Here is a 15,267-nt window from a genome sequence, read left to right as displayed (position 1 = left end):
AAAGCTACGATTTAATCCTTTTCTTACGGTAATTTTTTATTTCTACATATAAACCGTTTATTCTAGTTAATTAGCTACATTTGTTATAAAACATCAATTAAAGCCTACTCTTTTATTGATTTACATTTTGTGTTTTTAAGTAAAACTTTTTCCCTACAAAAATGAATTATTTACAAAAGGAGCTTTACAGTTCTTTAAAAACAAATCCTAAAATTTTTGAGTTTATTGAAAAAAACTCATTAGATGGTATTTGGTACTCAGATCTTGAAAATCCTGAAAATGAATGGATGGACGATCGTTTCTGGGAAATTTTAGGGTACAACCCTCAAAACATGCCTTACAAATCTTCTACTTGGCGAGAAATTATAAACCAAGACGATTTAAAAGCTGCCCTAATCAACTTCAATCAACATGTTGCAGATCCTAGCATCCCGTACGATCAAGTACTAAGGTATACTCATAAAAAAGGTAGAACAGTATGGATTAGATCTAAAGGTATGGCTATTAGAAATGAGGAAGGCAAAGCCATTAGAATGGTGGGCTCTCATCAAGAAATTACCGAACTTAAAGAAAATGAAGAGTTTTTGCATCGCTGTAATCAAGAAGCCAACATTGGTTTTTGGGATATGTCTGTAGAAAACAAAACCATAAAATGGAGTAACACTACAAAAAACATACATGGTGTATCTTTAGATTATAAGCCTTGTCTTGAAACTAGTATCAACTTCTATAAAGAAGGCTCGAGCAGAACTAAAATTACAGAACTTGTATTTAGAGCTCTCAATTTTGGAGAACCTTTTAACGATGAATTACAAATTGTTACTCTAAACGGCGAATACAAATGGGTTAAAGTTATTGGGTTTCCAGAAAAAATAAAAGACAATTACAATAGAGTTTATGGCACTATACAAGACATAAACGATCTTAAAAAGTACCAGATAAAATTAGAACAAAGCGAGCAAGCCTTTAGAGGTAACTTTGAAAATGCAGCTATTGGAATGGCTTTGTTTGACAACGATAAAAAATGGTTAAAAATAAACCAAACCTTTTGCGACATACTGGGTTACACGCACGATGAGCTTTCTTTATTAAGCTTTGAAGATATAACACACCCAGAAGATTTAAATACAGACGCCGCCGAAATAGAAGAAATTATTGATGGCGCAAGAGACCATTACAAAGTAGATAAACGCTATTTTCATAAAAACGGACACCTTATTAATATCCATTTTGCAGTATCAGTTGTAAGAGGCACAGATAATGAGGTGCTTTATTTTATTTCTCAAATCATAGACATTACCCTTCTAAAAGAACAAGAAAAGGCTTTAAAACGCATTATTTCTATTACACAAGATCAAAATGATCGTCTTAAAAATTTCGCCCACATTGTATCGCATAACTTACGATCACATTCTGGAGGAATTTCGGCATTATTGCAAATTTTAAGAGATGATGAACCGGAACTTTTCGAAAATGAAATGATTCAGTTATTAGAAACCTCATCTTCTAATTTACAAGAAACTATTAACCACTTATCAGAGGTTGTTAAAATTAATTTATCATCAAACGATAATTTATCATTAATACCTTTAAGTAATATTATTAACAAGCAAATTGCATCTCTCACCCCTATTGCAGAAAAAAACAACATAAAAATCACAAACAATACTGAAGAAAACATTAAAGTACTTGGTATTTCTGCTTATGTTGAAAGCATAATTTTAAACTTCATAACGAATGCTATAAAATATAGTTCTAGTGAGCGAGACAGCTTTTTAAATATAAATTCGGAGAAAAAAGGTCCATACATCATTATATCTTTTACAGATAATGGTATTGGAATAGATCTTGATTTAAATAAAAACAAATTGTTTGGAATGTATAAAACATTTCATGACAATGAAGATGCCCGAGGTATTGGTTTATTTATTACAAAAAACCAAATAGAAACTTTAGGCGGAAAAATAGAAGTAACTAGCGAACTAAATAAAGGAACCTCTTTTAAAGTATTTTTTAAACATGAAAAAAATTAATTTAGCCTGTATTATTGAAGACGACCCAACACACGTTTACATTACCAAACGGTTTTTAAACCTAACCGGACTTGTGGATTCGATTTTAATATGCTCTAATGGAAAAGACGCTTTTACCAAGCTAAAAGCCATAATTTCTAGCGGAGAAAAGCTACCAGAACTAATATTATTAGATTTAAACATGCCTGTTTGGGATGGTTGGCAATTTCTAGACGCCTTCAAAGAAATACCTGTAGAAGATAAAATAGATATTTTTATACTTACAAGTTCTAACAACGAAGCGGATATAGAACGTGCAAAAAACTATAATATTGACAGCAACTATATTGTTAAGCCCATAACATTAGAGAAATTACAAGATGTTATATTTGGTGCTTAAAATCTTTTAATAAAGTATCTAAAGGGTAAAGTTTTATGTTATCAACATCTACTCTACCCTTTTTAAATGCAAGAGCGCCTATGTAATCTTGATCAACATCAAAACTAAACACTTGCATATGTTGTTTTGATTGAAAAGCACTAGCCTCAATATACTCTGCTTCATCCAAAACATCTATTTCTACAAGATTATCATCAATTCCATTTCCGGTTGCTTTTACAATAGCTTCCTTTCTAGTCCATAACTTATAAAATGTTTTATTTTTATTTTCAGCAGTTAAAACCACACTAATTTCAGGTGCACTAAAAACTGTTGGTAAAATTTCGATAAAATTAAAGTCTTTGGAAAGATACTCAACATCCACACCCAATTCCTGCACACCTAAAGCTATTAACGCATAGTTTTCTGCATGAGACACGTTGAAGTGTAATTCGGGGCAAAAAGCTAAGAATGGCTTTTTATTAGCGTCTTTACTTAATTCTATTCTCGAAACATCTACACCTATTTCTTTTGCTAAAATTAGTTTTAGCAAACCTCTGCACACTATAAACCTATTAGAATCCTTTTGATGATAATATCTTTGAGCGCGTTCTATTTCCGAAGTATTTAAAAGCAGTTTTAATTCTGGAAGCAGATTTACATAATCGGATATTTTAAACTTGAAAAGCTTCACACCTTTCTCATCTAACTTCACATCATAAACCTCAGTAAAACTTAATTTTATAGATTCACAACATGTTTTAATTTGAGAATCAATCATGGTCTCTATCTAAAATGGCTTGTAAAATTTGCCCTAACACTTTATCATTCGGACTTTGAAACATATTTTTATGATTCCCAGGAATAACATGCCTAATTACTCCACCTTTTGCCACTTCTCTCCAACCTAGATAGTTGATATCATGAGCATAAAATATATTATTATCCTCAACTTTAAGTAAATCTATTTCCAAATCTTCAGGTATAATTTGGTAATTATTAACAGCCAACCTATGCATATCATCCAACTCTAAAGGCCAAGGATACTCTAATTTATGCTGTGCTTCGCGCCCAAGTTTAATTCTTAAGTAAGACGATTTAATTTTTATTTTTATAACATCTAGCCATCGACTAAAATTCTCCTTATCTAAAAGCATCATTTTAGCAACAAAAGCAACTTGCCCTAAACTATAAGATAAATGTGCTCTAGTTTTCTTAAAAGAAACTTCATAATTATAAGTTGGGTACACATAACTATCTAACATAATTAGTGACGACACTTTTCGATTTTGAGCTTTTAATATTTTAACCATCTCAAAAGCAATAATTCCGCCTAGCGAATATCCTGCAATAGCATAAGGTCCGGTTGGGTTAGATTCAACAATTTCCGCTACATAGTGCGCCGCCATTTTTTCTATAGAATCGTGTGGTGCATCAATGCCGTTAAGGCCTTTTGCTTGCACCCCATAAACAGGTTGCTCTTTATGTAACGTTCTCGATAAGGTTTCAAATATTAAAACATTATGATCGGCACCATGTATCACGTAAAGTGGCACTTTAGTTCCAGAAGTTTTTATTGGAGTAAGGGAAGTCCAGTTCGAAATATCTTTATCCGAATCTATAAAATTAGCTAACTTCTCAATGGTTGGATGTTCTAATAAAGAAGAAAGCGGATAGTTTTCCCCCGTTTCCTTTTCTATACACACCATAACTTTTAAAGCTATTAAAGAATGGCCACCAAGTTCGAAGAAATTAGCAAATACGTCGATACTACCTAACCCTAGAGACTCTTGCCATATTGCGGCTACTATTTGTTCTGTTTTATTTCTAGGTGCTGTAAAATGGATTGTTTCTCTTTTTTCCGAAGCATTTTCTAATAAAGACTTTCTGTCTATTTTACCATTTAATGTTTTTGGAAATTCGGTGACTAAGTTAAAGTCCTGAGGCACCATATAATCAGGAAGCTTAGTAAAAAGATTCTTTTTCCATTTCGCCATGTTATCTTCGGAAAAATCACGAGCCTCATTAGTAATAATAAAAGCCATTAAACGACTTGAATTAACAACCACAACAGACGACAGTATTTCAGTTTCCTCATCTAAAGCTTCTTCTATTTCACCTAACTCAATACGATGTCCACGAATTTTAACTTGATGATCTATTCGACCTAAACACAAAATTTCTCCCGATGGTAGTAATTTCCCCAAATCTCCCGTTCTGTAAAGTTTGGTTTGTTGTTCCGTATCAAAATCGTTGCTTTTAAACTTTTCTGCCGTAAGCTCAGGTCGCCTCCAATAACCTTTGGCTACACCGTCTCCAGCAATACAAATTTCGCCAGTTTTCCCTGCCTCCACCAATAAACCTTGTGAGTTCAACAAATAAATTTGCGTATTCGCTATTGGAGTTCCTATTGTTATTTGCTCATCATCCTTATTAATTTGCTTTACGGTAGACCAAATTGTAGTTTCAGTAGGTCCGTAAACATTCCATAACTCATCTACCCTGCTTAATATTTTTTTTGCTAGAGGTAACGGTAATATTTCACCACCACAAAGCGCTTTAATCGCCAACGGGTTTTCCCATCCTGCATCTAATAGCATTTGCCAAGTAGTTGGCGTTGCTTGAAGCATTGTGATACGTTCTTGCTTTAATAACTTCAACATTAAACGACTATCTCTAGCCGTATCATCATTAGCAATGACCAATGTAGCACCTACTAATAACGGTAGAAAAAGCTCAAGACCAGCAATATCAAATGAAATTGTTGTAATCGATAATAATCTATCTTGGTTTTTAATGCCTGGCTTAAGCATCATACTAAATAAAAAATTGACTAAATTCTTATGGGTTACCGATACGCCTTTGGGCTTACCTGTAGAACCTGAAGTATAGAGTATGTAAGCAACCTCATTGTTACTCACGTTTAAAGAAAGTGGCGCTGAAGGGTATTTTGATAAATTTGAAAACACATCTTCATATAATAATACTGATGCATCTGTTTTTAAACTTAATGAAAATATTTGAGATGAAATAAGAAAATTTGCTTCCGAATCATCTAACATAAATTCCAATCTATTTATTGGATAATTTGGATCTAATGGTAAATACGTTGCTCCGCATTGCATTAAGGCAATTAATGAAACAACAAGCTCTATTGAACGCGGTAAAGCAACCCCAACAATATCACCAGATTTCACTCCCTGCTCTACAAAGTAATGAGAAAGTTGATTAACTTGAACTTCTAATTCTTGATATGAAATTTCTGTTTTCTCAAACTTTAAGGCTTGCTTTGTAGTAAAAGTTTTAGACACCTCTTTAATAAGATCATGTAAAGGCATCTGTGGATAAACAGCTTGTGTTCTATTTAATTCTTCATATTGAGAAGCATCAACCTTTACAATTTCTCCGATGGTAATATTTGGTTGCGCTACAATCGATTCTAATATAGACTGAAAAGAAGCCATCATACGTTCTATTGTAGACGGCTTAAAAAGCGCTGAATTGTAAGACCACTCTAAAACAAAATCTTCTTCTGTACCTGTGGCATTTAAAAATATCTCAAAGGTTTCCGATGTTCTCGGGTTACTAATTACATTGTATTCTAATCCTTCAAAATTAACCTGAGACGTCATGCCCATATCAATATTAAAAACAACAGGAACTAGTGGTACTCGCGATGGATCTCTATGTAGTGGAAGTTTTTGTAATAACTCTCCAAAACTTAACTGTTGATGATCGTAAGCATCGAAAACAGAATTTTTTCTATATTTTAAATATTCCCCAAATGAAAAAGAAGTATCGAGCTTACTCCGAAGTGGTAATAAATTTACACAATGCCCAATTAATTGCGTTTTGCCCGTTACCGATTGTCCAGCTGCTGGTAAACCAAGTACAATATCATCTTGACCTGTTTCTTTACAGAGAAAAACCTCAAAAGCAGCCATTAACGTTGTTACAAAACTACAACCAGATTGTATTCCTATTTTCTTTAATTTAGATAATAAGTCTTTATCAATCGAAAAATCTGAACGATTACTCTTGAAAGTTCTAAGTTTTGGCCTAGCAAAATCTGTAGGTAATGTGAGTTCTTGTATTATTGATTGATATTGCTCTAACCAATAATTTTCTGTTTTAATATTCTCTTCGCTTCCCGTAAACTGAATTAAATTATCTACATAAGCACTATAGTCGTCTACATCAGGAAGGTTATAGTCTTTATTTGTAGCGTAGGCAGAATAAAGTTCACCTAACTCTTCTAACATAATACCGAAAGACCAACCATCGCAAATAATATGGTGAGCCGTAATTAACAGGTCATGTTCCTGATTGCTTTTTCTTATTAAAGCAAACTTAATTAGTGGTCCTTTTGTTAAATCAAAAATAAAATTAGCATCTTCTGATACATAATTTTCTATAGCCTGCTTTTTTTCTTCTGAAGTAAATTGTGATAAATCGTGTTGTTCAATTTCAAACGAAACAAACTTCATGACGCTCATAAAACGTCCGTCACGACTAAAAACAGAGCGCAGAGCTTCATGCCTTTGCACCAATGTTTGCAAAGCATTTTGTAAAGCAGAATGATTCAACTCACCTTCTAAAACAAGAGATATTGATTCGTTATAGGCTCTATTTGCATCAACTCCACCTAAATTACAACTAATCCAGATTTCTGCTTGAGACTGCGTTATAGCAATCACCTTTTCTAGTTGCGGGCCAGAAAAAGGATTGAAATTATTAATTTTGTTCAACGTAATAGGGTTTTACATTAATTTTGATTCAAAACATATACAGTAGTCGGAAAAAAAATAGTTTTCTTACAGCTCTATTTTAGCGAAGCCACTCTCTACATTCAAATCTTCTATAAACCATGCAGGATTACCTTTTTCATCCATGCCAAGACGTGCTCCTGTTAATGGTGGTTTATTTAAAGAGGCAGTAGATAATGTGTTATTATTTGAATTAAAAATACCAGCTGAAATAAGTTCATCAAGGCAAGATGTAAATACGCTTTTAAGTTTATCTATATCTTGTTCGTTATAAGCGTTAGTAATAAAACAAGGAAAACCGTCCCAAATATGAATTCCTTTTTCTCTCATTAGAACAAAAAGCAATTCAGAATAAGGTACTTCTTCTAAAAATTTTAATCGCCATAAAGAACCAAAGTAATTAACTTCAATTGGTAGCTTACGTTTTTTAATTTCAAGGATTAAGTCTGAAACTAAACTTTCAGTCATAGCTGTTAATTTAGTCTGTAATTCAGGGCCTTGTTCTTTCATAAAAATTAAAGAAGCCTTTGAAGCTGCCAAAGCAAGTGGGTGACGAACGAAAGTACCTGCAAAATAAGTAACACCTACTTCAGGATAAGATTTGTCTCCATATTTCCAGAAACCACCATCAATGGCATCCATCCAAGTACTATTTCCTGCAATCGCACCAATAGAAAGACCTCCACCGATTACTTTTCCGTAAGCAGCAATATCTGCTTTTATATTAAATAAAGCTTGTGCTCCACCTGGGTGCATTCTAAACCCAGTAATAACTTCATCAAATACAAGTGCTGTTTCTGATGCTTTTGTAATTTCACGAACTTTATTAAGAAACTCAATAGGTTGAAACTCTGGTCTACGACTTTGTACTGGCTCAACAACAACAGCAGCTAATTCATGTGAACGTTGACGAATGATTTCTAAACTTTCATCAGTACCATATTCTAGTACTAATACATTTTGTACAGATTGAGACAAAATACCCGCGGCAGCTGGAAAAGTTTTAAGTTTTTTAGAACCTCTTACAAGAGCCTCGTCATTAATACCATGGTAGGAACCAGAAAATGCAACAACAAGCGAGCGGCCAGTAACGGTTCTAGCAATACGCATAGCACCTAAAACAGCTTCAGAGCCCGTATTACAAAGCGCAACACGCTCATGTCCAGTAAACTCACTAAGCAACTCACAAACCTCACCTGCTAATGGATGTTGAGGACCTACCTCATAACCACTTTCTATTTGCTTGTGTAATGCTTCTTTTATAAAATCTGGCTGGTGACCAAATAAACATGATCCAAAACCATTTAAAGTATCGATGTATTCATTGTTATCTAAATCCCAAAGGCGATTTCCTGATGATCTTTCAACAACAATAGGGTATATAAGTTCTTTTGTTTCTGGTTTGAAACCTGACACAACTCTTGGATCAGACATATGACTACGATGCTTCTGAGCATATGCCTTACTACCAGCTGTTTTAGTGTTATAGCTTTCAATTAAATTATCTAAAAAGGTCTTTTGACTACTGCTTACACCTGTTGATTTTTTTTCAATTTTAGGTGATGCACCAAAAGGTTTTTGATGTTCTTTTTTCTCGTCTTCTGATAAATCTTCTGGATCAATAATCACAGAAGCTATTATTGGTTTTTGGTCTTGAACAACAGGTGCAGGTTGCGGCTGAACAACCGTACTATCGTGACCTTGCAATAATTCCATTTGTTTTCCAAGAAGCTGTAGTTGCTGAGCAATTAAACCTAATGCCGTATTTTGGTTAGGGTTGCTTACCACATTTATAGGCTGTGGCGATGGCGTACTTGGCGCTGCATAATTTACAGGAGCTTGTGCTTGAACAGGGCTAACAGTTGGTGCAGGAGCATAAACTTCTTTAGGTAAAATTTGATCAATATAATCTGCTAACAAATTTGGAGAACCAAGTTCATCATTTAACTGTCTAAAGGTAATTGGCGTGTTAAACTCATTTTTAAAAGTTATAGCCATTTGAGTTAGCACTAAAGAATCTAAGCCAAGTTCTAAAAAACTGTGATTAAAATCATTAGCTTCAATTTCAACTCCAGAGTTTTCTTCTATGATCTCTGATATTTTATTAAGAAGGATAGGTTTTCTCATAAATTTATAATCGGTATTATGCACTAGATCAACAGACTGATCTTCGGTATTTACTATATTATTTATTTCTTTATTAGCATCTAATTCGATAGATAAAGGCTCTACCCAACAAGGTTTACGATCAAATACGTATGATGGTAATAAAAGTTTTTGTCTAGTTTGGTCACTATAAAAAGAATTCCAGTTAGGTTCTACTCCGTGTAACCATAAAGTACCTAATGCTGATAACACAGAATGATGAGCTGTTTCATTTTCTTTAGGAAACGATAAACTAGCAATAGAAGCTAAAGATTTTAAACCTGATTTTTGCATTGACAAAGTCGTTAGCGCACGGCCAGGGCCTACCTCTAGCAATAAAGGATCTTCTAGCTTTAAAACAGTTTCCATGGCTCCCGAAAAGTTTACGGTTGCTCTTAAGTGATTTGTCCAATATTTTGAACTAGTCGCTTCGGTATCTGTTAACCAATCTCCAGTTACTGTAGATACAATAGGTAATCGAGGAACACTCAATGTTATCTTTTTTACCTCTGTTTCAAAAACATCTAAAACAGGATTCATCATTGTAGAGTGAAATGCATGACTCGTTAATAAAAGCTTATTAGCAATATTTTCTGCATCTAAGACTTTTGAAAAACTTTCAATTTCATTATCAGGACCTGAAACTACAATTAATCGATCTGAATTGATAGCAGCAATGGATAGTGTTTTAGGAATTATATTTTTAACAAGTTCAACATTAGATCGAACAGATAACATGCTGCCTCCAGGGAGTTCACTAACTAGCTTACCTCGCATTGTAATAAGATGTAATGCATCTTCTAAAGTAAATATACCCGCTAAATGAGCTGCTACAAATTCCCCAACACTATGACCACAAAGTAATGTTGGCTTTATTCCCCAGCTCATCCATAGTTGTGAAAGTGCGTATTCTACAACAAATAATGCTGGTTGTGTATATTTAGTGTCTTTTAATTTTAATTCAGCCTCTTCTGAATTTTGTTCAGGATAAATTATTTGTCTGATATCTAACTTTAAGTAAGACTTTAATAACTCAGCACATTTATCTACCGCTTCTTTAAATATTTTTTCTTCAGTATAAAGAGACTTCCCCATTTGAAGGTATTGTGCACCTTGCCCTGGGAATAAGAAAGCTAATTCACTAGAGGTAATACTTAGTAAATTTGTTTTAATGTTTTTATTGTCTTCAAGTGTTAGTTTATTAGAAGCATCTTCTGTATTCTCAGCGATTACAAAACCTCTGTTTGTAAACGAATCTCTCGTATTAACTAAAGAATGAGCAACATCAGCAAGCGAAAAATCAGAATTTGTTTTTAAATAATTCCCTAATTCAGATTGGTACCCTTGTAAACTATTTTGTGTTTTAGCTGACCAAGGTAAAATTTGTAATGATCGCGAAGCACTAGAAACTTTTTGTTCATTTTTATATTCTTCGACAACGATATGCACGTTTGTTCCGCCAACGCCAAAAGAGCTAATTCCTGCTTTTCTGAGACCATCAGATTCCCAAGCGTTTAATTTGTTATTAACGTAAAACGGACTATTTTCAAAATCAATAGATGGATTTGGTTTCTCAAAACCTAATGATGGGGGAATTTGACGATTTTTTAATGATAATATTGTCTTAATTACACCAGCAACACCAGCTGCAGCAGTAAGGTGTCCCATATTACTTTTGATAGTACCTATAGCGCAATACCCATTAATAGCCTGTTTACCAAAAGCCATTTTTAGTCCTTCAATCTCTATTGGGTCACCAATAGGTGTTGCCGTACCATGAGCTTCAATGTAACTAATTTCAGAAGGTTGTACACCAGCATCAATTAGCGCGTTAGATATAGCGCCAGCTTGACCTTCTGTACTTGGAGCTGTAAAACTTCCCTTATTACCGCCGTCGTTATTTAAACCAACGCCTTTTATAACGCCGTAAATAATATCTCCATCAGATTTAGCATCTTCTAAGCTTTTAAGAAGTACTACACCAGCTCCATCACTAAATACAGTTCCTTTACCATTTTCATCAAAAGAACGGCAATGACCATCAGGACTAAGCATAGAACCTTCTTGATAAAGATGTCCGCTATGGATAGGTGCCGTTATGCTTGAGCCTCCTGCCAAAGCAACATCACAACGACCATTTCTAATAGCATCTGCAGCTTCTGCTATAGCTAATAAAGATGTTGAGCAAGCAGAATGCACACTTACAGCAGGCCCTTTTAAATTTAAATGATAAGCTGTTCTTGATGATATATAATCTTTTTCGTTAACCGTATTAGCCTGAAGTACACCTACTTGTTTTAATAATTCTTTATTAGGTAGTACGTTATTTTTATAGTAAGTATTTGTACCTGTACCAGCATAAACACCGATACTCCCTTTATAATGCTTTGGAAGGTGACCCGATTGCTCAAGAGCTTCCCAAGCTATTTCTAAAAATAAGCGTTGCTGCGGATCCATTGCTTCGGCAAGTTTTTTGTTTAAACCAAAAAACTTTGCGTCAAATTCTTTAACAGAAGGTACAATACCTCTAGCTCCAACATAAAGCGGATCATTTCTTAAAGATTCTGAAATAGATCTATCAAGTTCTTCTGGAGTAAAAAACGAAGTCGTTTCTTTTCCATTTTTAAGAACATCCCATAGCTCATCAATTGATTCAGCTCCGGGGAATCTTCCTGCCATACCAATAATAGCGACATCACTAGAGGCTTTATTCTTTTTTACTCTTGAATAATCAATAGAAGGCGCTGTTTTGTCATCATTTTCAATATACTCTGCTATTTCTTTAATAGTAGGGTGTTGGTAAATTTTTGTTACTGGTATTTTAAGTTTGAAACGCTTCCTCATTAAGGTTGCTACTTTTTGAGTAAGGAGTGATGTTCCTCCCATTTCAAAAAAGTTATCATCAATACCTATGCTTGGCACCTGAAGTTGCTCACTCCATATCGATGCGATATCTTTTTCTAACTTTGTGCGTGGTTTTTTAAAAAGTGGTGCAGAATCTGGTCTTACATATTCTGGTTGTGGTAATTTTTCTTTATCAATTTTACCATTTGTAGTAATTGGAAATTCGTTTAACCATATAAAAATTGAAGGAATCATAGATTCAGGAAGAATCTCTTCTAATTGATTCCGAACAATATTCGAGTCTTTATCAGCTGTTGCAGATTGTAAATAGGCAACCAATCTTGGTTCTCCGCTTTTTAAATTATTAACTAAAACTGCATTTTTTTTAATATTTGGCAGTGTTTCAATAACTTTTTCAATTTCTCCTAATTCAATTCGATGTCCTCTTATTTTTACTTGTTGATCTCTACGCCCTAAACACAGCATTTGTCCATTAGGCAAAAGCTTCCCTAAATCGCCAGAAAAATACATTTTATTATTTGCAACAAAATGATCATCAACAAATGATGCAGTATTAAGTTCGGGTCTATTTAAATAGCCTAATGAAACGCCATCGCCACCAATTACAATTTCTCCTATTTCTCCTTCATTTACATGATTTCCTTTATCGTCTAATAAGTAAGCATGTGTATTTGCAACAGGTCCTCCTATAGTAATTTGAGCCTGATCTTTAAAAATTCTTGTTAAAAAAGCACAAACAGAAGTTTCAGTTGGCCCATAAATATTCCATAATTCACTACAAAGCTCTAAGAGCTTATTAGCTAAATTTAATGGTACAGGTTCACCACCAATCAACGCTTTAATTTTTAAAGGTATTTTCCAATCAGAATCTAAAAGTAACTGCCAAATACTTGGTGTCCCCCACATTATGGTGATTTGATGTCTCAAAGCTTTTTCCAATAAGAGTTCACCATCCAACCTTGTTTCTTCATCAACTAAAACAACGCAAGCTCCATGAAGTAATGGAAGAAAGATTTCCAACACCATAATATCAAATGAAATACTAGTAAGTGCGAAAATCTTATCATCTCTATTAATTCCTGGGTCTATTCCCATAGAAAAAACGAGATTGATAATATTAAGATGAGAAACTTGAACACCTTTAGGCTTCCCGGTAGATCCCGAAGTATAAATTATATAAGCAACCGATGATGGTTCTACTTTTAAATCAAGAGAATCTGAAGGTTTATCTTTTATATGTTTAACAACATCTTCAACAAAAATATTTTTAGACGAGTCTGGAAGATCCGTTTTAGTCGATTTACAAATGATATAACTTGCTTCAGAATCAGTTACAATTATTTCAAATCGTTTTGTAGGGTAGCTATTATCAATGGGCACATAAGCAGCACCACATTGCAAAACAGCAAATATAGAAACAAATAGATCAAGAGATCTGTCTAATGAAATAGCTATAATCTGACCAGGACGAACTCCTTTTTCTCTTAAATAATGAGCTGTTTTATTTATCTTAATTTGTAGCTCTTTATAGGAGATTTTTATATCGTCAAACTCTAAAGCAATTGCATTTGGATAAGCTTGAGATTGCTTTTCTAAAAGTTCATGAAGAGTTGATTGAGGATATTCGAGGTTAGGTCCTTTTATTCTATATGTAGGCTTCATTTTTTGCGTTTATCGGTACTTAACAATAATCTATTAGTCGTCTCTATATTTCCAAATTATTAATTCGACTTACAGTTACAACTATAAAATATATTTTTATAATAAGAAACAGGTTGTAACTATTTCAACAAAACATATAATTCAGTTATCTATTTAATAATTTATAAAGTTTGGTTTTATTTGAGAGGGGGAAGTTTTATCTTTATAATAGTATTACAAATCAAAAATAATCACTATTTTAATTAACAACAATAATTTCCTTTTTGCAGTATTTATTAACGTTAAAATGCAACATTCAAAACAAACACTCCTATAAAATGCTTTTTTCGCAGTAAAAAGGATAATTTAGAGCATTTAACTTTTTGCACCTACAAGACATTGAATATATTGCTCATTCCAATCCTTATGAGACATATGCCATATTCTAAATCCTGCATTTTTAAAAAGCTTGGAGTAATTATGAGAGAAGGAACGCTCATGTCCATAAAGCTGAGAATTTGGATTTAATTCAAAATCATGATCTAGCCCATTAGGTTCCATAGCAATAAAATACACTTTGCCTAAACCAAATACTTCTTTCAAAAGAACTTCTAATTGATCTTCAGTAAAGTACTCTAAAACTCCACCAGAAGTTAAAAAAATAGTATTATGCTCACCGTAATTTTTAACCCACTCTAGACCATCAGAAGCAATAAATTCCAACTTGTCATTATTTGCAAATTTTTCTTTATTATTCTTTACCTGATCACTACTAAGGTCAAGACCAATAAAACTTTCAATTTCAGGAAATTCTGAACTTAAATAATTCAAAACATTACCATTACCTGTACCTATTTCTACAAGTTTAGTATACGTTGTTGGCTCTTTAGATAACTCTTGTTTGAGTAAATCAAACATATAAGAACAATTAGGCAAAAAGTGACTATTAAAACTATCATCGGTAGATGAAAAAAATGTGCTTCCTTGATTTTTCCAAAAATTTTGGTGCAAAGTAGCTAAAGTGTCATTATCTGCTTCACTCTCAACTTTATTTAAAATTGCATTTCGCATTAAACGCTCAGAGATACTTAAATTATTCTTCATAACAAGTGTCATACCTTTTTCTGATAATTTCTTAGCCTTTTCAGGAAACAAAAAAACCAACAAATTACCAATGGTAAATGATAGAACTTGTAAAATAATAGATCGTAATTTTTTTATCATATAATATACTTTTTATTCAAACCAACTTTATTTTTAGAGTTAATTACTTATTTAATTAAACACCTCTAATTCCATTATATTGGTTTGGATAACATTGTACAATAATAACAAAATACTACAAATTAACTATCCTGATTAATCAAAAACCACTACACATGTTATACTCATTATTCTTTTAAGCCTGAAACCTAAAGCTTTCCATCTCTTACTGTAGCATTAAAAAATAGTTTAGATT

6 protein-coding genes are annotated in these 15,267 nt (G+C 33.2%); 2 read left to right on the top strand and 4 right to left on the bottom strand.

Features of this window, described 5'->3' with window-relative positions; all coding sequences use genetic code 11:
• Positions 1-161 precede the first annotated feature (161 nt).
• Together GQR98_RS13320 and GQR98_RS13315 are read left to right on the top strand one after the other, a co-directional pair.
• Complete coding sequence (locus GQR98_RS13320; RefSeq protein WP_159019923.1) at positions 162-2,033, top strand: PAS domain-containing sensor histidine kinase; 1,872 nt, start codon at positions 162-164, stop codon at positions 2,031-2,033.
• Positions 2,020-2,412 carry a response regulator gene (locus GQR98_RS13315; RefSeq protein ID WP_159019922.1) on the top strand — a complete coding sequence of 131 codons (393 nt, stop codon included), beginning with the start codon at positions 2,020-2,022 and terminating at the stop codon, positions 2,410-2,412. Before GQR98_RS13320 ends, GQR98_RS13315 begins: the two co-directional genes overlap by 14 nt.
• On the opposite strand, the gene GQR98_RS13310 is transcribed toward GQR98_RS13315, so the two are convergent.
• The 4 genes from GQR98_RS13310 to GQR98_RS13295 form a co-directional block, all read right to left on the bottom strand.
• The gene (locus GQR98_RS13310; protein ID WP_159019921.1) at positions 2,396-3,172 is read right to left on the bottom strand and encodes a 4'-phosphopantetheinyl transferase family protein; all 777 of its coding nucleotides are present in this window, start codon (positions 3,170-3,172) and stop codon (positions 2,396-2,398) included. The genes GQR98_RS13315 and GQR98_RS13310 overlap by 17 nt on opposite strands.
• Complete coding sequence (locus GQR98_RS13305; RefSeq protein ID WP_159019920.1) at positions 3,165-7,139, bottom strand: non-ribosomal peptide synthetase; 3,975 nt, start codon at positions 7,137-7,139, stop codon at positions 3,165-3,167. Before GQR98_RS13305 ends, GQR98_RS13310 begins: the two co-directional genes overlap by 8 nt.
• A gap of 66 nt (positions 7,140-7,205) precedes the next feature.
• A complete protein-coding gene (locus GQR98_RS13300) occupies positions 7,206-13,829 on the bottom strand; it encodes a polyketide synthase (protein WP_159019919.1) in 6,624 nt (2,207 codons plus the stop codon).
• Between the two features lie 354 nt (positions 13,830-14,183).
• Positions 14,184-15,032, bottom strand: a complete 849-nt coding sequence (locus GQR98_RS13295; protein ID WP_159019918.1) for a methyltransferase domain-containing protein — start codon at positions 15,030-15,032, stop codon at positions 14,184-14,186.
• Between the last annotated feature and the right edge of the window lie 235 nt (positions 15,033-15,267).

The sequence above is a fragment of the Algibacter sp. L3A6 genome (assembly GCF_009796825.1).
GTDB lineage: Bacteria > Bacteroidota > Bacteroidia > Flavobacteriales > Flavobacteriaceae > Algibacter.
The sequence above is the reverse complement of the archived record's forward strand: the minus strand, read 5'-3'. Positions and strand labels throughout refer to the sequence as shown.

What these genes read in the sequence shown, in the direction of transcription:
- GQR98_RS13320 (WP_159019923.1), top strand. Translation starts at nt 162, where the DNA reads ATGAATTATTTACAAAAGGAGCTTTACAGTTCTTTAAAAACAAATCCT.
- GQR98_RS13315 (WP_159019922.1), top strand. Translation starts at nt 2,020, where the DNA reads ATGAAAAAAATTAATTTAGCCTGTATTATTGAAGACGACCCAACACAC.
- GQR98_RS13310 (WP_159019921.1), bottom strand. Translation starts at nt 3,172, where the DNA reads ATGATTGATTCTCAAATTAAAACATGTTGTGAATCTATAAAATTAAGT.
- GQR98_RS13300 (WP_159019919.1), bottom strand. Translation starts at nt 13,829, where the DNA reads ATGAAGCCTACATATAGAATAAAAGGACCTAACCTCGAATATCCTCAA.
- GQR98_RS13295 (WP_159019918.1), bottom strand. Translation starts at nt 15,032, where the DNA reads ATGATAAAAAAATTACGATCTATTATTTTACAAGTTCTATCATTTACC.